Raw genomic sequence first — 18980 nt, forward strand, 5'->3', positions numbered from 1 at the left:
ACGGCCCCGCTCCACGCCCGGCCCGGCTCCACGCCCGGCCGGGCTCCACGCCCGGCCCGGCTCGACGCCCGGCCCGGCCGGCAACGAAAGAACCACACCATGCGCTTCGCCATCGGCGACACCGACTTCCTGCTCGACGGCGAGCCGCACCGGGTCCTGTCCGGCGCGATCCACTACTTCCGCGTCCACCCCGACCTGTGGGCCGACCGGATCCGCAAGGCGAAGCTGATGGGCCTCAACACCATCGAGACCTACGTCGCCTGGAACGCGCACGCACCGTCGCCCGGGGTGTTCGACCTGTCGGGTGGCCTGGACCTCGGCCGCTTCCTCGACCTCGTCGCCGCCGAGGGCATGCACGCCATCGTCCGCCCCGGCCCCTACATCTGTGCCGAGTGGACGAACGGCGGCCTGCCGTACTGGTTGTTCGCCGACGGCTCCGTGGGCGTCCGGCGCAACGAGCCCGGGTTCCTCGCAGCGGTCGAGACGTACCTGCAGCACCTGGCCCCCGTGCTGGTCCCGCGGCAGATCGACCAGGGCGGGCCCATCGTCCTGGTGCAGGTCGAGAACGAGTACGGCGCCTACGGGTCCGACCCCGAGTACCTGCGCGCACTCGAGCAGATGCACCGCGACATCGGGCTGACCGTCCCCTTCACGAGCGTCGACCAGCCGATGGGCACGATGCTCGAGGACGGCTCCCTGCCCTCGCTGCACAAGACCGGGTCGTTCGGCTCACGCTCCGCCGCCCGGCTCGAGCGCCTGCGGCAGGCGCAGCCCACCGGGCCCCTGATGTGCTCGGAGTTCTGGGACGGCTGGTTCGACAGCTGGGGCGAGCACCACCACACCACGCCGGCGTCCGCCAGCGCCGAGGACCTCGACGTCCTCCTCGCCGCCGGCGGCTCGGTGAACATCTACATGTTCCACGGCGGCACGAACTTCGGCTTCACGAACGGCGCGAACGACAAGGGCGTCTACCGTCCGATCGCGACGTCGTACGACTACGACGCCCCGCTCGACGAGGCCGGCCGACCGACCGAGAAGTTCCACGCCTTCCGTGCGGTGATCGCGCGCTATGCGCCCGTCCCGCCGCTGCCCGCGACGATGGAGCCCGGTGGGTCGGGTCGCCTCGGTCCCGTGGCCGCATCCGGCGACGGCCTGGAGGCCCGGATCACCCCCGCCACGGACCTCGCCGTCCGTCTGGACCGCGTCGCGTCGCTCCGTTCCCTGCTGCCCACGCTCACGACGTGGTCCGCGCACGACGATCCGCCGACCTTCGACGCCCTCGGAGCCGCGAGCGGCTTCGTCGCCTACCGCTCCGAGGTCGACCTGCCCGCCGGAGGGGTGCTGACCGTCGGCACCGAGGTGCGAGACCGAGCGATCGTGTCGGCCGACGGCGTCGTGGTCGGGGTCCTGGAGCGCGAGCACCACGACCGCGCCATCGCCCTGCCGCCGGCGACCGGCACGCTCGAGCTCCTCGTCGAGGACCAGGGCCGCGTCGACTACGGCATCCGCATCGGCGAGCCGAAGGGCCTGATCGGCGGCGTCTCGATCGACGGTGTCCCGGTGGCCCGCTGGACGGCGTCGCCGCTCGCCCTCGACCCCATCGCGCCGGACGCCGTGAGCGCGCTGTCCGAGGTCGCTCCGACCGGCGGCGACGTGCTCGCCGGGCCGACGTTCGCAGCTGGCTCGTTCGACCTGGACACCGTGGACGACCGGTACCTGTCGCTCGACGGGTTCCGGAAGGGCGTCGCCTGGGTCAACGGGTTCTGCCTCGGTCGGTACTGGTCGCGAGGCCCGCAGCAGACCCTGGCGATCCCGGGGCCGGTGCTCCGCCACGGTCGCAACGAGCTCGTCGTGCTCGAGTTGCACGCCGCCGCGTCCCGCACCGCGTGCCTGCTCGTCGAGCCGGACCTGGGTCACACCGAGGCCTAGTCGGGCGGCCCGGTCGAATCGGGCCCGCGGCCGGGTCGAACCGGGCGTCCCTGGTCAAATCGGGCGTACGTGGTCGGAAGTTTCGACCAGGTACGCCCGATCCTGCTGTCTATCGCGGGCGTCATGGGACGTTTCGGACCTCGCGAGCCGCCGCCCACGCTCGAACCTGGAGGAGTGCCTCACGGCGCCACCGCCAGAGCGGAGCGAACTTCGTGCCGTCGTCCTCCTGTGCCCGGGTCAGCAGCCAGATCTGCCGTCGGTGTTCGGCCCCGTGGTCGTCGCGCCACTCGACGAACGCGTCGTCGAGCACCGTCGTGATCTCCGCGCGTGGTGCCGTCCACGACACGAAGAAGCCCGAGTACCGGAGGGTGTCGTCGGACAGGTGCACGGCGACGTGTCGGGTCCTGGCCGTCGCCCAGATCCCACCGGCGATGAAGGCGGCACCGAGGATGAAGACGAAGACCCTCGTCGATGCTCCGGGTACGAAGGCCACGCTCGCGAGCGCGACTCCGGTCCCGATCATCACGGGGCCGAACACGATGAGGTTCAGGATGCGATCCAGGCGCGGTGGACGGATCGTCGTCACGGCAGAGCGTCCAGTTCGGCGAGGGCGCGCTCGGCATCGGCGATCCGGTCGGCCTCGGGGCGGGTCCACCACTCGGGGCCGCGTTCGCCCAGCCCGTGCTTGGCCAGGCCGTTCCGGTGCCGCGCCGCCGCCAGGGCCTCGTCATCGCCCGCGCGCTTCGCGGTCTTCACAGCGTTGCGCCCGCGCCCCAGGTGGGAGCGGAGCGCGGCGGCGAGTTCCTCGGGCAGGGCGGGGTCGGTGCGGCGCCAGCGTCGGCCGTCCACGACGAAGAAGTGGTCGTCGGGTTCGGCGGTCATGGTGCGAGTCTGCACCGTCGGTGGTGCCGGGTAGACAGGAGTCGATGAGCCACGAACGCGTCCGCCCGATGCTCGACGTCCGGCGCATCTACGCCGAGCCGGCCGCCCTCGAACTGCAGCGTGGGCAGGAGATCGTCGGGCGCTGGCCTGACGCCGAGATCGTCCCGGTCGAGTCGCACTGGAACATCCCCGAGGTGCACGGCGACGAACGGAACGTCCAGCGCTGGGTGCGGATCAAGACCGAGGCGCTCGTGCTCGGTGTGAAGAAGTCGCTGGTGACCCGGCCGAACGGTCGCTCCGCCGACTTCATCGCACCGTCCACCGCGAACGGCTGCGCGATGGCGTGCGCCTACTGCTACGTACCGCGGCGCAAGGGCTACAGCAACCCGGTGACGGTGTTCGCGAACATCGACCAGATCACCAAGCACGTGGCGCGGAACATCGCCAAGCAGGGGCCGAAGACCGAACCGAACCAGTGCGACCCGGAAGCCTGGGTCTACGACATCGGCGAGAACAGCGACTGCTCGGTCGACGCGATGATCAGCGACAACGTCCGCGACCTTTGCGACCTGTTCCGGATGACCCCGACGGCCAAGGCCTCGTTCGCCACGAAGTACGTCAACCGCGACCTGCTCGACTGGGACCCGATGGGTCGGACCCGGATCCGTTTCTCGCTGATGCCGCACGAGACCGCGAAGGTCACCGACATCCGTACGAGCCCGATCGCCGAGCGCATCGCCGCGGTGAACGACTTCGTCGACGCCGGGTACGAGGTCCACCTGAACTTCTCGCCGGTCATCCTCACGCCGACGTGGGAGTCAGACTGGGCCGAGATGCTCCGGCAGGTCGACGACGTGCTGTCCCCGGCCGCCAAGGCGCAGCTCGCGGCCGAGGTGATCTTCCTGACCCACAACCAGCCCCTGCACGAGGTCAACCTCGGGTGGCACCCCAAGGCCGAGGACCTGCTGTGGCGTCCGGACCTGCAGGAGCAGAAGGTGTCCCAGAACGGTGCCGTGAACGTGCGCTACCGGTCCGGCATGAAGGGGCAGCTCGTCGAGCGCTTCCGCGAACTCGTGGCCGAGCACCTGCCGTCCTGCCGGATCCGGTACGCCTTCTGACCGGCCCCCGACGGATCAGGGGATGAGGCGGTCGGCCCGGTACCGGGCGAACAGGTCCGCGAAGGCCTGCTCGGTCCGGCGGAACGCCGTGAACCCGGCGTCGCGGCTCTTCCCCATGTCGGTGACGACCTCCATCGCACGACCGAGGTCGGCGTCGGTGTGCCACCACGAGGCGAGCCGGGTGATGTCGGCCTCGGCGAGACCGTGGCGCTCGGCGATGCCGGCCCACTCGGACTCGTACGGCGCCATCTGCTCCTCGAGCGGTCGCGGACCGTCCTCGTAGCCCACGACGCGCGTGGGGTCGACACCGAGGTGCGCGGCCAGGCGCGGCCACATCCAGCGCCACCGGAAGACGTCACCGTTGACGATGTTGAACGGCTCGTCCGCACCCTCGGGTGACGTCGAGGCCCACACCATGTGCTCGGCGAGGATGCCGGCGTCGGTCATGTCGGTCAGGCCGTTCCACTGGGCCTCGCTTCCCGGGAACACGAAGTCCAGGTCGAGTTCCTTCGCCAGCGTGGCCTGCACGGCGAGTGTGAGGCCCATGTTCATGGCGTTGCCGACCGCGTGCCCGATCACGGTGTGCGAGCGGTGCACGGACCAGGTGAACCCCTGGCGCTCGGCTGCGGCGAAGAGCTCGTCCTCCTGCGCGTAGTAGAAGTTCGGGGTGTCGAGGCGCGGTTCCTCCTCGTGGAAGGGGGTGTCGGGCATCTCGCCGGCGGCGTACGCCTCGAACGGGCCGAGGTAGTGCTTGAGGCCGGTGACCAGGGCGACGTGCTCGAGCGGAGCGTGCGACAGCGCCGCGAGCAGGTCGCGGACCATGCCGCCGTTGACGCGGATGTTCTCCGCCTCGGTGTCCTGCCGCTGCCACGCGGTGAAGAAGACGTGCGTCGGGCGTTCGTCGGCGAGTGCGGCCGCCAGGCTCTCGGGGTCGCGCAGGTCGGCCGCGACGGTCCGGACACCCTGTTCGGCGAGCGGTCGGCGGGAGAGCGCCGTCACGTCCCAGCCCAGGTCGAGCAGGTGGCGCACCAGGGCGGAACCGGTGATGCCACTGGCTCCGACGACCAGGGCTTCGCGGCGGGCAGAGGTCTGTTCGGTCGATCCGGTTGCAGTCATCCTTCGATGCAACCGACGTTGGACGACACGTGTTCCCTCACCGCGGACGGCGGATGCGGATCGGGCCCTTGGCGGTCGACGGGTCGACGACCGACCCGCCCTGGGTGATCTCGACCTCGCCGCGCGCCACCATGCGCCGGGCAGCTCGACGTGCCGGCTCCATCAGCGGTCGCCAGTCGTCCGGGTCGAGTGAGCGTGCGACCTCGGACGGGCAGATGCTCGAGGTCCGCGCCCGTGCCGCGAGCAGTTCGTCGATGCGCTGCTCCAGAGCCCGGTCGGTGTCGTCGAGACCGTGTCGGCGGCAGGCTGCCGAACACCACTTCGCCTCCGGTGCCGCCGAGGACGGCATCCGTCGCCCGCACGAGGCGCAGGTCTGTTCGGCGTGTGCCGACTCCGATGCCGACGCATCGGCTTCCGTCCTGATCGCCCGTCCCATGGCCCCATCCTCGTCCTGCTCGGCGGGGCGGCACACAGCGACCACGCACACGGTCCAGGTGCGCCTGGCAGCATCGGAGCGGTGAACCCCGACACCGCCCCCGCCCGTCCGTCCGAGCCGGCCTGGGTCCAGCACGTGATGTGGTGGCACGTCTACCCGCTCGGCTTCGTCGGCGCCGAGGTCCGCCCTGCGTCACCGGTGGGGGAGCGTCCGCTCGAACACCGCCTCGACCGCTTGACCGGGTGGCTCGACCACGTCGTCGACCTCGGTCTGAACGGCCTGTTGCTCGGCCCGGTGTTCGCGAGCTCGACCCACGGGTACGACACGGTCGACCACTTCCGCATCGACCCGCGCCTGGGCGACGACTCCGACTTCGACGCCCTGGTCGCCGCGGCGCACGAGCGGGGCGTGCGGGTGCTGCTGGACGGGGTGTTCAACCACGTCGGGCGTGAGCACCCGGCCTTCACCGCCTTGTCGGACCGGGGCCCGGAGGCGCCGACCGCCGACCTGTTCGCCATCGACTGGTCCGGGTGGCAGCCGGGGCAGCCCGTGCCCGTCGGGCTGTTCGAGGGCCACGACATCCTCGTCGCGCTCGACCACGACAGTCGCGCCACCGAGGACCTCGTGGTGGAGGTGATGACGCACTGGCTGGGCCGCGGCGTCGACGGTTGGCGGCTCGACGCGGCGTACGCGGTGCCGCCAGCGTTCTGGGCGCGGGTGCTGCCGCGGGTGCGGGAGCGGTTCCCGGACGCCTGGTTCAGCGGCGAGGTGATCCACGGCGACGCGGCGGCGATCGCACGCGACTCGACGATGGACTCGTTGACCCAGTACGAGCTGTGGCAGGGGATCTGGCACGGCATCGCGGACCGCAACGGCCACGAGCTCGCGCACGCGATCGAGCGGCACGACGCGCTGCTGGCAACCTTCGCCCCGACCACGTTCGTCGGCAACCACGACGTCACCCGGATCGCGAGCGCGGTGGGGGAGCGGTTCGCCGGGCACGCCGCCGCGGTGCTGTTCTCGGTGGCGGGGACCCCGGTCGTCTACGCCGGCGACGAGTACGGCTGGACCGGGGTGAAGGAGGAACGCGAGGGCGGCGACGACGCGGTCCGCCCGGCGTTCCCGGCCGAGGTGCCGGAGCTGACGGACCTGACCCACGCGTACGAGGCGCTCATCGCCCTGCGACGCCGGAACCCGTGGCTGCACCGCGCACACACCGACGTCGTGCACCTGACCAACACCGCCGTGGTGCTGCGGACCGCGACGGCGGACGCCGCCGTGGTGACCGCCCTGAACCTGTCGGACGATCCCGTCGAGGTGCCCGTGGCCGACGCGACGCAGGTCGAGGCGGGCGGGGCCGATCTCGGGGACGGGACCCTGCGCCTCCCGGCCGGGGGTTGGGCCGTCCTGTCGCGATCGTGAGCAGAAACGGTCGGGTCCCCATCGAGGACCCGACCGTTTCTGCTCACCAAGCGAACACGCGCACGAACACGCGCACGCACGCGCACGCACACGCGCGCACACGCCCGAACGCGCTACTTGCGCGCGGACGCCGCCCGGCGCTTGTTGAACACGTCGAACGCGACGGCGGCGAGCAGCACCAGGCCCTTGATCAGGGACTGGAACTCGGTGCCGACACCGAGGATCGACATGCCGTTGTTCAGCAGACCGATGATCAGACCACCGACGATGGCTCCCGGCACGGTGCCGATGCCACCGGTGACGGCCGCGCCACCGATGAAGACGGCAGCGATGGCGTCGAGCTCGAAGCCGTTGCCCGCGCCCGGTGCCGCCAGGTTGAGCTGGCCGGTGAAGACCACGCCCGCCAGGGCCGAGATGACTCCCATGTTGACGAAGAGCAGGAACGTGACGCGCTTCGTCTTCACACCCGACAGCTGCGCGGCCAGGGCGTTGCCACCGATCGCGTAGATGTGGCGGCCGAACACCGCGCTCCGCATGACGACCGAGTAGATCACCACGAGGGCGCCGAGCACGACGAGCACGATCGGGGTGCCGTTGTAGCTGGCGAGCAGGAGCGCCACGTAGATCACGAGCACGGCGCCGAAGGCCGTCTTCACGATGAACCAGGCGAACGGCTCGCTCTCGAGCTGGTACTTGCGACGCGTGATGCGACCGCGGAACGCGGCGATCACCATGACGGCCGCGGCGGCGAAGCCGAGGATCATCGTGAGCGGCTCGTACCCGGTGGTGCCGAAGGACGGCAGGAAGCCGGAGCCGAGCGAGCGGAAGCCGGCGGGGAACGGCGAGATCTGCTGGTTCTGCAGGACGATCTGCGCTGCGCCGCGGAAGGCGAGCATGCCCGCCAGCGTCACGATGAACGCCGGGATCCCGAAGTAGGCGATCCAGAAGCCCTGCCAGGCGCCGACGAGTGCACCGACCACCAGGCAGAGCACGACCGCGATCGGCCACGGGATGTTCCACTGCGTGATCATCACGCCGGCCATGGCACCGGTGAAGGCGACCACCGACCCGACCGACAGGTCGATGTGGCCGGCGATGATGACCATGACCATGCCGATGGCCAGGATGAGGATGTAGCTGTTCTGGACGATCAGGTTCGAGACGTTGATCGGGGCCAGCGTGATGCCGTTCGTGGTCACCTGGAAGAAGATGACGATGACGATCAGCGCGATGAACAGGCCGATCTGTCGGAGCTGCCCGGTGAGGTAGCCGACGGCGGACTTAAGCGCGTTCATTGACAGGGGTCTCCCGTTCCTGGGTCATGTACTGCATGAGGACCTCGGGCGTCGCCTCGGCGCGCGGGACGTCGGCCGTGATGGTGCCCTCGGAGAGGGTGTAGATGCGGTCGCAGATGCCGAGCAGTTCGGGGAGCTCGGAGGAGATCACGATGACCGCCTTCCCCTGGTCGGCGAGCTGGTTGATGATCGTGTAGATCTCGTACTTCGCGCCGACGTCGATGCCGCGGGTCGGCTCGTCGAGGATGAGCACGTCGGGGTCGGCGTACATCCACTTCGACAGGACGACCTTCTGCTGGTTCCCGCCGGAGAGCTTCCCGGTCACGACGTCGACGTTCGGCGCCTTGATGTTGAGGCTCTTGAGGAACTGGGTCGCGACCGTGGTCTCCTCCGAGGAGTTCACGAAGCCCCAGTTGGCGAGCTTGCCGAGGGCCGACCCGGAGATGTTCCGCTTGATGTCGTCGATCAGGTTCAGGCCGTAGCGCTTGCGGTCCTCGGTGACGTAGGCGATGCCGTTGTCGATCGCCTGCGAGACCGTGTGCGTCTTGATCGGGGTGCCGCGCTTGTAGACGGTGCCGCTGATGCCGGTGCCGTAGGACTGGCCGAAGACGCTCATCGCGAGTTCCGTGCGGCCGGCGCCCATGAGCCCGGCGATGCCGACGACCTCGCCGGCGCGGACGTTGAGGTTGGCCTGGTGGATGATCTCGCGCGACGAGTCGAGCTGGTGGTGGACGGTCCAGTCCTCGATCCGCAGCAGTTCCTCGCCGATGACGGGGTTCTCGCGCTCGGGGTACCGGTTCGACAGGTCGCGGCCGACCATCCCGCGGATGATCCGGTCCTCGGACACGTCGTCGGCCCGCATGTCGAGCGTCTCGATGGTCTTGCCGTCGCGGATGATCGTGACCTTGTCGGCGATCGCCTTGATCTCGTTGAGCTTGTGGCTGATGATGATCGCCGTCATCCCCTCGGCCTGCAGCGAGCGGATGAGCTCGAGCAGGTGCGCGGAGTCGTCGTCGTTCAGCGCGGCGGTGGGCTCGTCGAGGATGAGGAGCTTCACCTCCTTCGAGAGCGCCTTCGCGATCTCGACGAGCTGCTGCTTGCCGACACCGAGGTCGACGACCTTGGTGACGGGGTTGTCCTTCAGCCCGACGCGCTTGAGCAGCTCGGCGGCCGTCAGGTTCGTCTTGTTCCAGTCGATGAAGCCGCCCTTGGACTGCTCGTTGCCGAGGAAGATGTTCTCGGCGATCGACAGGAAGGGGCTGAGCGCCAGCTCCTGGTGGATGATGACGACGCCCGCAGCCTCGGAGTCGTTGATGTTCGCGAACCGCACGGGTTCGCCGTCGAGCAGGATCTCGCCGTCGAAGGAGCCGGCCGGGTAGACACCCGACAGCACCTTCATGAGCGTCGACTTGCCCGCGCCGTTCTCGCCGCAGATCGCGTGGACCTGGCCGCGCTCGACCTCGATCGAGACACCCTGCAGGGCCTTGACGCCGGGGAACGTCTTGGTGATGTCCCGCATCTCGAGGATGGTGTCCGCCATGTGGACGCCTTTCCGTCGTGCGCGCGTGCGCGCGCTGGTGGAGACGGACTGGAGGCGCGGTGCGGGCTGGCACCGCGCCTCCGGTCCGTGAGATGGGCCTGACTACTTCAGGTCGGCTTCGGTGTAGTACCCGGAGTCCACGAGGACTTCCTTGTAGTTGTCCTTCGTGACGACCGTCGGCTGGAACAGGAAGGTCGGGACGACCTTGACCTTGTTGTCGTAGCTCTTCGTGTCGTTGACCTCGGGGTCCTTGCCGGTGAGCAGGTCCTCGGCCATGGTGACGGACTGCTTGGCGAGCTTGCGCGTGTCCTTGTAGATCGTCGAGTACTGCTGGCCGGCGATGATCGACTTGACCGAGGCGGCCTCGGCGTCCTGGCCCGTGACCGTCGGGAGCGGACGGTCGCTCGTGCCGTACCCGGCGCCCTGGAGCGCCGAGATGATGCCGATCGAGATGCCGTCGTACGGCGAGAGCACGCCGTCGAGCGTGGTGCCGCCCGAGTAGGACTTCGCGATCAGGTTCTGCATGCGGGCCTTGGCCGTGGCCGGGTCCCACTGCTGCGTCGCGGCCTGGGACAGCTCGTCCTGGCCGGACTGGATCTTCAGCGTGCCGTCCTCGAGGTACGGCTTGAGCGTCTTCATGGCGCCGTTGAAGAAGAACCCGGCGTTGTTGTCGTCGAGCGAGCCGGCGAAGACCTCGATGTTGAAGGGGCCCTTCTCGCCGGTCTTCTTGCCGTCCGCGTCGAGCACGCCCAGGCCGGTGAGCAGGCTGTTCGCCTGGTCGACGCCGACCTTCTCGTTGTCGAAGGACACGTAGTAGTCGACGTTCTTGTTGCCCGTGAGCAGGCGGTCGTACGAGATCACCTTGATGCCGGCCTTGGCGGCGGCGTCGAGCTGGTCGGAGAGCGCGCCACCGTCGATCGACGCGATGATCAGGACCTTCGCGCCCTTGGTGATCATGTTGCTGACCTGCTGGGCCTGCTGCTGGACCTTGTTGTCGCCGTACTCGAGGTCGACCTTGTAGCCGGCCTTCTCGAGGTCGCTCTTGACGGCGTTGCCGTCCTTGATCCACCGCTCGGAGACCTTGGTGGGCATGGCGACGCCGACGAGGGCGCCCTTGTTGTCGCCGCTGCCGCCACCATCGGTGGACGCACGGCCGCCGGCCGAGCAAGCGGCCAGCGAGATCGCGATGCCGACGGCTGCGACGCCCGCGATGATCCTGCGCTTCATCATCGAAGTACCTCTGTTCCTTCGCGTCGTCCTCGACGCGGTCGGGTGCCGGGGCTGCTGTGCCCCGTGGGATGCGCTCGTGTGAGCGCTCACATCTTGTGGGTTCCGTGACGGGGTGTCAACTCAACACCGCCGTTTCGTGATCTTGCCGCGGCGACCGGACCGAGCGGTACGGTTGGCCACGTGAGCACCACGACCGCCCCCGAGGGCAGGGGCGGCAAGCGCCGGAAGGCCCCGACGATCTTCGACGTCGCCGAACGCGCCGGCGTGTCCCACCAGACCGTCTCCCGCGTGATCAACGGCGATCCGACCGTCCGGGAGCAGTACCGGACGCAGGTCACCGACGCCGTCACCGAGCTCGGGTACCGGCCCCGCGCCGCTGCCCGGGCGCTCGCCGGTGGGCGGAGCAAGGCGCTCGGCATCATCACCGCCGGCGACGCGCTGTACGGACCGTCGAGCACCTCGATCGGCTTCGAACGGGCGGCCCGCTCCGCCGGGTACCACGTGCTGCTGTCGACCCTGCCCGAGGAACCGCGGCCGTCCGACCTGTCCGGGGCGCTCACCACGCTGCTCGCACAGGACGTCGCCGCGATCGTGCTGGTCGCCGCCGACAACCGGGTACTCGACGCCCTCGCCTCGCTCACCGTGCCGGTCACGGTGCCCGTCGTGGTGTCGAACGCGGTGCAACGAGACGCCGTCCGGACCCCGGTCGCGCCGAGCGTCGCCGCCGTCGCCATCGACCAGGCGGCCGGCACCTCGCTCGTCATGCAGCACCTGTTCGACCGCGGACACCGCCGGATCGTGCACATCGCCGGGCCGCACGTGTCGCAGGAGTCCGAGGTGCGCCGGGCCACCTACGTGCGGATCATGCAGGACGCCGGGCTCGAACCGGTCGTGCTCGAGGGCGACTGGACCCCGGCGAGCGGCTTCGCGGCCGCCCGGCACATCGACGTGGGGACGGTCGACGCGGTCTTCGCGGGCAACGACCAGATGGCCCTCGGGGTGCTGCACGCCTTCGCCGACGAAGGGCTGCGGGTTCCCGACGACATCGCGGTCGTGGGCTTCGACGACGTCCCCGAGGCCGCGCACTTCACGCCGCCGCTGACCACCGTGCGGCAGGACTTCCGGGCGATGGGGGAGCGGGTGCTCGACACCGTGCGGGCCCTGGTCGAGGGGGAGCCCCGCGACGAGACGCTGCTCGCGCCCGAGCTGGTGGTGCGGCGCAGCACGTAGCGCCCCCTCGCACCGTGCGGCGGTGTCCAGGTGGTGCGAGGTTCTCCCGTGCGCGGGCCCGCGGCGCACGGTGCGGCGTTGTGCGGCCGGTGCGAGGTTGATCGCTCGGTGCGGCGCTACAGTCCCGCACCGAGCGGTCAACCCCGCACCGACCGAGCGGCCGCGCACGGTGCGAAGCCGCGCACAACCCCGCACCGACCGAGGGGCCGCGCACGGTGCGAAGCCGTGCACGACCCCGAGCTGACCCGACCGTCAGCCCTTCAACGCCCCGGACGACAGCCCGGCGACGTAGAACCGTTGCAACCCGACGTACAGCGCGATGCACGGGATCATCGCCACCACCGACCCGGCGACGAGGTTGCCGTACGACACCTGCCCGTACGCCCCGGTCTGCAGGTTGAGCAGCGCGACGGGCAGCGTGTACAGCGAGTCCTTCGTCAGGAACGTCAGGGCTCCGAGGAACTCCGTCCACGACGCCAGGAACGCGTAGAGCGCCGCGGTCGCCGCCCCGGGCAGGAGCAGCGGGCGGAGCACCGACACGACGACCCGGAAGCGCGAGGCCCCGTCGACGAACGCCGAGTCCTCGAGCTCGGTGGGGATCGACTCGAACGCGTTCCGCATCACGAACACCCCGAACGGCAGGTTCACGGTCGTGTAGAACAGCACGAGCCCGAGCAGCGAGTTCGTCAGCCCCATGGCGTTCATCTCGAGGTACAGCGGCGTGAGGATGGCCTGGAACGGCACCATCATCGTCAGCAGCACCAGGCCGAACACGAGCCCGGCGCCCCGGAACCGGAAGCGCGCGAACCCGTAGCCCGCCATGGTCGCGATCACCGCGGTCAGCACCGCCGTGGCGATCGACACGATGAGCGAGTTCACGACGCCGGTGAGCAGGTGCGACGACGAGGCGAACACGGCGGCGAAGTTCTGCCACCCGAGCTGGAAGAACGTCGCCGGGTCGGGGGCCTGCGTGATGACGGCCTCGGACTGGAAGGCCCGCAGGATCGACCAGATGAGCGGGATGCCGAACACGAGCGCGGAACCGATGCCGGCGATCGCGTACAGGGTGCGCTTGACGGTGGTGTCGCGCGGGTGCTGGACGCTGCCCTGCTGGTGGCGCCGACGTCGGCCGTCACCCGTGGTGGTCAGGGTCCTGGTGGACAGGTCCGGCGCCGCGAGGGCCGCACGGGAGGTCGTGGTGCTCATGGCGTCAGTCCTTCTCTCGCAGTGCCCAGAACTGGAACACCGTCACGGCGGCGATCACCACGACGAGGGCGATCGACTGGGCGGTCGCGGCCCCGAGCTGCAGGTTCACGAACCCGCGGTTGTAGATCGCGTTCACGATCGTCGTGGTCTCGGTCCCCGGTCCGCCCTGGGTCAGGATGTAGAACTGGTTGAAGGCGAGCAGCGAGCCGATCACCGAGATGATGACGCTCAGCGCGACGGTCGAGCGGATCATCGGGAACGTGATGAGGCGTTCGGTCTGCCACCAGGAGGCCCCCTCGAGCTGCGCCGATTCGTAGACCTCGTCGGGGACGCCCTGCATCGCCGACATCAGCAGCACCATGGTCAGCCCGGACACCGCCCAGACCACGAGTACGCAGATGAGCAGCGTCGCCAGCGGGCCGTTCACGAGCCACGCGGTGCTGCCGTCGGTGATCCCGAGCCAGCGGAACACCATGTTGACGGCCCCGGAGTTCGGCTGCGCCTCGAGCACGAGCATGAACGAGAGCGTCGTCAGCCCGACCACGTACGGCAGGAAGAACACCGTCCGCAGGATCGTGCTGCCACGGCGACGGGCCCGGACGAGCACGGCGAGGAAGTACCCGAGCGCCAGGATCGGCAGGGTCACGATCGCCGTGTACAGCAGCGTGTAGCCGATCGCGTGCACGAACGTCGGGTCCTGGAACAGCGTCAGGTAGTTCTGCAGCCCGATGAACCGGTACGGGCCGATCAGGGGCCAGTTCGTGAACGAGATGTAGAGCGCGAACACGAGCGGCACGAGCACGAAGACGGCGACGAACAGGATCGCCGGGGCGACGAGGACGGCGCCGGTGCGCGGCGGGTGGGTGAGCGAGTTGCGGGTCCGGACGGAGCCGCCACGCCCCGGGCCGCGGCCCACGGTGGGACGGCCCGGGCCGGTCCGGGCGGCGGGGCGCCGGGTGGAGATGGTCGACATGCGTGCACCTCTCTGTGCATCAACAAGAGCGAGACGAGCGGGACGAGCGGAGAAGACAGGCAGGCAGGCTCAGGCCTGCACCTGGTCGAGGATCCGCTGGTAGTCGGACTGCGCCGTCCGCATGGCGGCAGCGCTCCCCGACCCGAACACGGCCTCCCGGAACATCGCGAAGTACGGCGACGACGGCTGGTTGTTGAGCAGGTTGTACGCCAGCGTCTGCGGTGCGTAGCCCTTGTCGATGGCGTCGAGCGGCCCGTACGCCAGTGGGAACCGCTTGCGGTACTCCGGGGTGGCGGCGTCGGACCGCGTCGGGAAGTACCCGCCGTCCGGCAGCGCCTGCTGCTGCTGGAGGCCGTTCGCGTACTGCATGAACGCCCACCCACCGGACGGGTTCGCCGCCCCGTTCGGGATGCACATGTTGTCCCCGCCGTCGAAGAACGACCGCTGGCCGTCCCACGACGGGATGAGCACCGTCTGCATCTTCGCCCGCATCGCCTTGGTGGCCGCGGGCACGGTCGCCCCGTACGAGGTCGGGAAGATCCCCACCTTGCCGGCCCGGAAGTCGGCACCCCACGTGGTGCCGGCGTCGGAGTACGTCGCCTTCGACAGCACGCCGTCCTTCCAGAGCTGCCGGTAGAACTCGAGCATGCGTTCGAGGGCCTCGTTGCCGGTGATGTTCGCCCGCTGGGAGCCCACCTCGCCGGTCATCATGTCGACCCCGGTCGCCCAGACGTGCGGCTGCGTGACGAAGCCGATGATGCCGGCGGCGTTGCCGGAGATCGACCAGCCGTACACGTCGTCGTCGAGCTTCCGGATGGCCTTCGCCGCGTCGAGCAGCGTGGACAGGTCCTTCGTCGACTCCTCGACGTCGAGGCCCGCACGCTCGAACAGCTCGGTGTTCACGAACAGCTGCGAGTTGTCGGCCAGGTAGGGCAGGCCGTAGTAGCGGTCGCGGTACTCGAGCAGGCGCAGGTGTCCCGGCGAGATCGCGTCGAAGTAGTCCAGGCTCTTGACCGCGTCGGTCAGGTCGGCGAACGCCTCGCGGAAGATGAACAGCTGCGAGTTGATGTCGTCGATGTCGACGACGTCCGGCGGCTCACCCCCGCGGATCGCGGTCGCGAGCTTGGTCACGTACTGCGCGTCCGGCACGGGCGTCAGCTGGACCTGCAGCGCCGGGTTCGCCTTGTTGAACCCGGCGACGGCCGACGTCAGGCCGGCCTGGGTCGCCGACCGGCACCACACCTGCACGGTGCCGGTCGCGTTCTTCCCGAAGCTCGCGGGCTTCGCGACGACCTTCGGCAGGGTGCCGGAGCACCCGGCCAGGGCGAGGGCGGCCCCGCCGGCGACGCCGCCGACGAGGAACGCACGGCGGTCCACGCCGGTCACCGCGCCAGCGGGAGCCAGACGCGCATCGGCGCGGCTCCCCGGTTGGCCCACGCGTAGTACGGGACGGCGATCGCGGTGACGTCGCGACCGGCCTGGAGGCCCGTGGTGGCGCCCTGCGGACCGGCCACGTCGTCGACGCTGGTCGCGTCTCCGGCGTGATCCGCGCCTCCAGACCGGGTCGCGTCCAGACGCTGGTACGGCCAGGCCGGCTGCACGTGCTCGGCCGGGGCGTGCCCCGGGATCCGCAGCGTGACGACGCCGTCGAGCAGGTCGTCGCGGCGCTCCTCGGTGATCGGCGCGTCCGCGTCGACCGTCAGATCGTCGACCGTGAAGCCCTGCTGGTCCGCCTGCTCGACCGCGTACACGAGCGGGCCACGCTCGATCGCGACCTGCCCGCGGGCGGCGTCGATGCGGGCGTCGGCGACGTAGCGGTGCGGCGTCGTGTCGAAGACGAGCTCGACGGTGTCGCCCGCCGACCACTCGCGGTCGACGACGTGCAGCGTGCCCGCTGTCGGGCTCGCGGACCCGTCCGGACCCGTGACGGTCGTGGTGTCCGACCAGGTCGGGATCCGCAGACCCAGGGCGAGCGGGCCGTCCTCGGTGACCGTGACGCGGACGCGGCCCTCGTGCGGGTAGTCGGTCTCGACCCGCACCGGACCGAGGTCGGCGGTGGCGTACTGGTGGACCTGCAGCCCGCCGTCGGTCGCGGTCGCCAGGTAGCCGTCGAGGCTCGCGAAGGTGCGCATGATGTTCGGCGGGCAGCAGGCGCAGTCGAACCAGCCGCGGCGCCCGTGGGCGGGGGAGCGGTTCTCGTCCTGGTGGGCGTGGTCGCGCTGCTGCAGCGGGTTCACGTAGAAGTACTCGGTGCCGGCCAGGCTCACCCCGGCGAGGAACGCGTTGTAGAGCAGGCGCTCGATCGCGTCGGCGTAGACCGGCTTGCCGGTGGCGAGCAGCAGCCGCCAGGCCCACTGCACCCCGCCGATGGCCGCGCAGGTCTCGGCGTAGCCGCGGTCGGTCGGCAGCTCGTACGGGTCGCCGAACGCCTCCCAGTCCCAGCGCGCCCCGAGGCCGCCGGTGATGAAGGCCTTCGTCGCCATCATGTCCGCGAACTGGCGCTCGCTCGCGGTGAGGAGCTCGGTGTCCCCGGTCTCGATCGCGACGTCCACGGCACCCGCAGCCAGGTACACGGCGCGCACGGCGTGGCCCTCGACGGTCGTGGCCTGCCTGCTCGGCACCCGGTCGGAGAAGTACGTCGGCTCGCCGCCGGCGCGCTCGATGATGCCGTGCCCGCGGGCGTCGACGAACCAGTGCGCCAGGTCGAGGTAGTCACGGTTGCCGGTCTCGCGGTACAGCTCCACCAGGCCCATCTCGACGACGGGGTGGCCGTCGACGTCGCGCGTCTTCGGCGTGCCGTCCGGTGCGGTGCCGTCGCCGAACGTGCGGACCAGGTGGTCGGCGTTCTTGATCGCGACGTCGAGCAGCCCGGTGTCGCCCGTCGCACGGTGCTGGGCCACGGCCGCCTGGTACAGGTGCCCGGCGCAGTACATCTCGTGGCTCCACTTGAGGTCCGTGTACCGCTCGCCCTTGCCGCGGACCTGCTGCACGGAGTCCAGGTACCCGTCCTCTGCCTGCGCCCGGGCGTACAGGGCGGTGACCTCGCGCTGCAGGTCGAGCAGGTCCTCGGCGGGGGCGCGGCCGTACTCCCAGGCCACGGCCTCGAGCCACTTCGTCACGTCGGAGTCCATGAAGATCGGGCCGACGGCCTCGCCCTCCTCGAGTCCCGCGGCGATGCGGAGGTTGCGGAAGTTGCCGGCCGTCTCGAGCTGCTGGTAGCCGCTGCGGACGGCGTCGCGGCCGTTGCGCTCCTGGCGGAGCGCCCAGAAGCCGCCGGTGATCCGGGCGTCGCCGGTCGGCAGCGGCCGGAGCGTGAGGTGCGCGTCGGCGGTCGGGAGGACCGGGGTCGCGGTGTGCGCGCCGCGATCGGTCGCGAGCGTGGTGGTCATGTCGCCTCCTTGCGATGTGACTGGCACCGTCCGGATGGAGCTGGCCATCCGGAAAACGGTTTCTGCGGTGGACGCTACGACACGGGGCGCACGTCGCGCAAGAGCATTCCGGCGGGTTTGTGTAAGGTCATCGGCACGCCCTGATCGTCGGAAAGGTGGTTGCCGTGACGCTCGAACGCACCGGACAGTCGATCCGGATCACCGACGTGGCGGCGCTCGCCGGGGTGTCGATCGGCACCGCGTCGAAGGCGCTGAACGGCACCGGGCAGCTGCGGGACACCACCCGGCTGCGGGTGAAGGAAGCCGCCGAGAAGCTCGGGTTCGTCGGCGATGCCCGGGCCCGTGCGCTGTCATCCGGGCGGACCTACACCGTCGGCATGATCACCACCGACTCGTTCGGACGGTTCTCGATCCCGGTGCTGCTCGGTGCCGAGGATGCCCTGTCCGCCGGACGGATGGCCGTCCTGCTGTGCGACACCCGCGACGACCACGTCCGCGAGGCCCACTACCTGCGCTCCCTGGCGGCCCGCGGCGTCGACGGCATCATCGTGACCGGCCGTTCCGCCGACGCCCGGCCCCCGATCGACGTTTCGATCCCGGTCGTCTACGCCTTCACGCCCTCGACCGACGACGCCGACGTGTCGATCACCCTCGACGACGCCGCCGGTTCGGCACTGGTCGCCTCGCACGTGCGCTCGCTCGGGCGGCAGCGGGTCGCGATCGTGACGGGGCCGGCGCGGCACCGGTCCGCGGCTCGACGGGTCGCCGGTGCCGCGTCGGTCCTCGGGCCGCACCTGGTCACCGACCCGCTGTACGGCGAGTGGTCGGAGCGCTGGGGGCGGCAGGCCGTGGACGTGTTGGCTCGGGAGTCGCCCGACGTCGATGCGATCGTCTGCGGCAGCGACCAGATCGCCCGGGGCGTGTGCGACCGGCTGCGGGAACTCGGGCGTTCGGTGCCCGGAGACGTCGCGGTCACGGGGTTCGACGACTGGGACGTGATGGCGCTCGCCTCGAGGCCGCCGCTGACCACCGTGGACCTGCGGCTCGAGGAACTCGGACGCGTCGCGGGGCAGGCGCTCCTCGCCCTGATCGACGGCGGGACGGCGTCGTCGGCGGCTGTCACCCCGTCGCTCGTCATCCGCGAGAGCACCGTCGGCGCGTAGGGCGGTCACGGCACCCCGTCCGCCGTGGTCGGGCGGTCACGACACCCCGTC

At 70.3% G+C, this 18980-nt stretch carries 16 protein-coding genes; 5 read left to right on the top strand and 11 right to left on the bottom strand.

Annotated elements, in window-relative coordinates; all coding sequences use genetic code 11:
* Positions 1-99 precede the first annotated feature (99 nt).
* Positions 100-1929, top strand: coding sequence for a beta-galactosidase family protein (locus DEI98_RS16155; RefSeq protein WP_111101305.1), 1830 nt, complete (start codon positions 100-102; stop codon positions 1927-1929).
* A gap of 121 nt (positions 1930-2050) precedes the next feature.
* On the opposite strand, the gene DEI98_RS16160 is transcribed toward DEI98_RS16155, so the two are convergent.
* Positions 2051-2515 carry a hypothetical protein gene (locus DEI98_RS16160; protein ID WP_111101306.1) on the bottom strand — a complete coding sequence of 155 codons (465 nt, stop codon included), beginning with the start codon at positions 2513-2515 and terminating at the stop codon, positions 2051-2053.
* On the bottom strand, positions 2512-2811 hold the full coding sequence (locus DEI98_RS16165) for a biopolymer transporter Tol (RefSeq protein ID WP_111101307.1): 300 nt from the start codon (positions 2809-2811) through the stop codon (positions 2512-2514). Before DEI98_RS16165 ends, DEI98_RS16160 begins: the two co-directional genes overlap by 4 nt.
* Positions 2812-2855: 44 nt before the next feature.
* Between DEI98_RS16165 and DEI98_RS16170 the strand changes: the two genes are divergently transcribed.
* Positions 2856-3929, top strand: coding sequence for a spore photoproduct lyase family protein (locus DEI98_RS16170; RefSeq protein WP_111101308.1), 1074 nt, complete (start codon positions 2856-2858; stop codon positions 3927-3929).
* Between the two features lie 15 nt (positions 3930-3944).
* On the opposite strand, the gene DEI98_RS16175 is transcribed toward DEI98_RS16170, so the two are convergent.
* Positions 3945-5045 carry an SDR family oxidoreductase gene (locus DEI98_RS16175; RefSeq protein ID WP_111101309.1) on the bottom strand — a complete coding sequence of 367 codons (1101 nt, stop codon included), beginning with the start codon at positions 5043-5045 and terminating at the stop codon, positions 3945-3947.
* A 37-nt stretch (positions 5046-5082) separates the two neighbouring features.
* Complete coding sequence (locus DEI98_RS16180) at positions 5083-5481, bottom strand: DUF3253 domain-containing protein (RefSeq protein ID WP_111101310.1); 399 nt, start codon at positions 5479-5481, stop codon at positions 5083-5085.
* Between the two features lie 81 nt (positions 5482-5562).
* Between DEI98_RS16180 and DEI98_RS16185 the strand changes: the two genes are divergently transcribed.
* Positions 5563-6903, top strand: a complete 1341-nt coding sequence (locus tag DEI98_RS16185) for an alpha-amylase family glycosyl hydrolase (protein WP_258370901.1) — start codon at positions 5563-5565, stop codon at positions 6901-6903.
* Between the two features lie 113 nt (positions 6904-7016).
* Here DEI98_RS16185 and mmsB read toward each other — a convergent pair whose 3' ends face one another.
* The 3 genes from mmsB to chvE form a co-directional block, all read right to left on the bottom strand.
* Complete coding sequence (gene mmsB / locus DEI98_RS16190; protein WP_027466160.1) at positions 7017-8198, bottom strand: multiple monosaccharide ABC transporter permease; 1182 nt, start codon at positions 8196-8198, stop codon at positions 7017-7019.
* On the bottom strand, positions 8185-9738 hold the full coding sequence (gene mmsA / locus DEI98_RS16195; RefSeq protein WP_027466161.1) for a multiple monosaccharide ABC transporter ATP-binding protein: 1554 nt from the start codon (positions 9736-9738) through the stop codon (positions 8185-8187). Before mmsA ends, mmsB begins: the two co-directional genes overlap by 14 nt.
* A gap of 102 nt (positions 9739-9840) precedes the next feature.
* Positions 9841-10968: a multiple monosaccharide ABC transporter substrate-binding protein gene (gene chvE / locus DEI98_RS16200; protein ID WP_111029920.1), complete on the bottom strand. Its 1128-nt coding sequence runs from the start codon at positions 10966-10968 to the stop codon at positions 9841-9843.
* A 180-nt stretch (positions 10969-11148) separates the two neighbouring features.
* Here chvE and DEI98_RS16205 point away from each other — a divergent pair, with 180 nt between their 5' ends.
* Positions 11149-12198 carry a substrate-binding domain-containing protein gene (locus DEI98_RS16205; RefSeq protein WP_081827356.1) on the top strand — a complete coding sequence of 350 codons (1050 nt, stop codon included), beginning with the start codon at positions 11149-11151 and terminating at the stop codon, positions 12196-12198.
* A 252-nt stretch (positions 12199-12450) separates the two neighbouring features.
* Here DEI98_RS16205 and DEI98_RS16210 read toward each other — a convergent pair whose 3' ends face one another.
* From DEI98_RS16210 to DEI98_RS16225, 4 genes are all read right to left on the bottom strand, one after another.
* Positions 12451-13404 (bottom strand): carbohydrate ABC transporter permease, encoded by a 954-nt coding sequence (locus DEI98_RS16210; RefSeq protein ID WP_111101311.1) that lies wholly within the window; start codon positions 13402-13404, stop codon positions 12451-12453.
* Positions 13405-13408: 4 nt separating this feature from the next.
* Positions 13409-14377, bottom strand: coding sequence for a carbohydrate ABC transporter permease (locus DEI98_RS16215; RefSeq protein WP_111101312.1), 969 nt, complete (start codon positions 14375-14377; stop codon positions 13409-13411).
* Between the two features lie 69 nt (positions 14378-14446).
* Complete coding sequence (locus DEI98_RS16220) at positions 14447-15763, bottom strand: sugar ABC transporter substrate-binding protein (protein ID WP_258370902.1); 1317 nt, start codon at positions 15761-15763, stop codon at positions 14447-14449.
* Positions 15760-17766: a glycoside hydrolase family 127 protein gene (locus DEI98_RS16225; RefSeq protein ID WP_111101314.1), complete on the bottom strand. Its 2007-nt coding sequence runs from the start codon at positions 17764-17766 to the stop codon at positions 15760-15762. The genes DEI98_RS16220 and DEI98_RS16225 overlap by 4 nt, the downstream gene beginning before the upstream one ends.
* A 164-nt stretch (positions 17767-17930) precedes the next feature.
* Here DEI98_RS16225 and DEI98_RS16230 point away from each other — a divergent pair, with 164 nt between their 5' ends.
* Positions 17931-18929 carry a LacI family DNA-binding transcriptional regulator gene (locus DEI98_RS16230; protein ID WP_111101315.1) on the top strand — a complete coding sequence of 333 codons (999 nt, stop codon included), beginning with the start codon at positions 17931-17933 and terminating at the stop codon, positions 18927-18929.
* The last annotated feature ends 51 nt before the right edge of the window (positions 18930-18980 follow it).

Origin of the sequence: Curtobacterium sp. MCLR17_034, assembly GCF_003234485.1 — a bacterium.
Lineage (GTDB): Bacteria > Actinomycetota > Actinomycetes > Actinomycetales > Microbacteriaceae > Curtobacterium > Curtobacterium flaccumfaciens.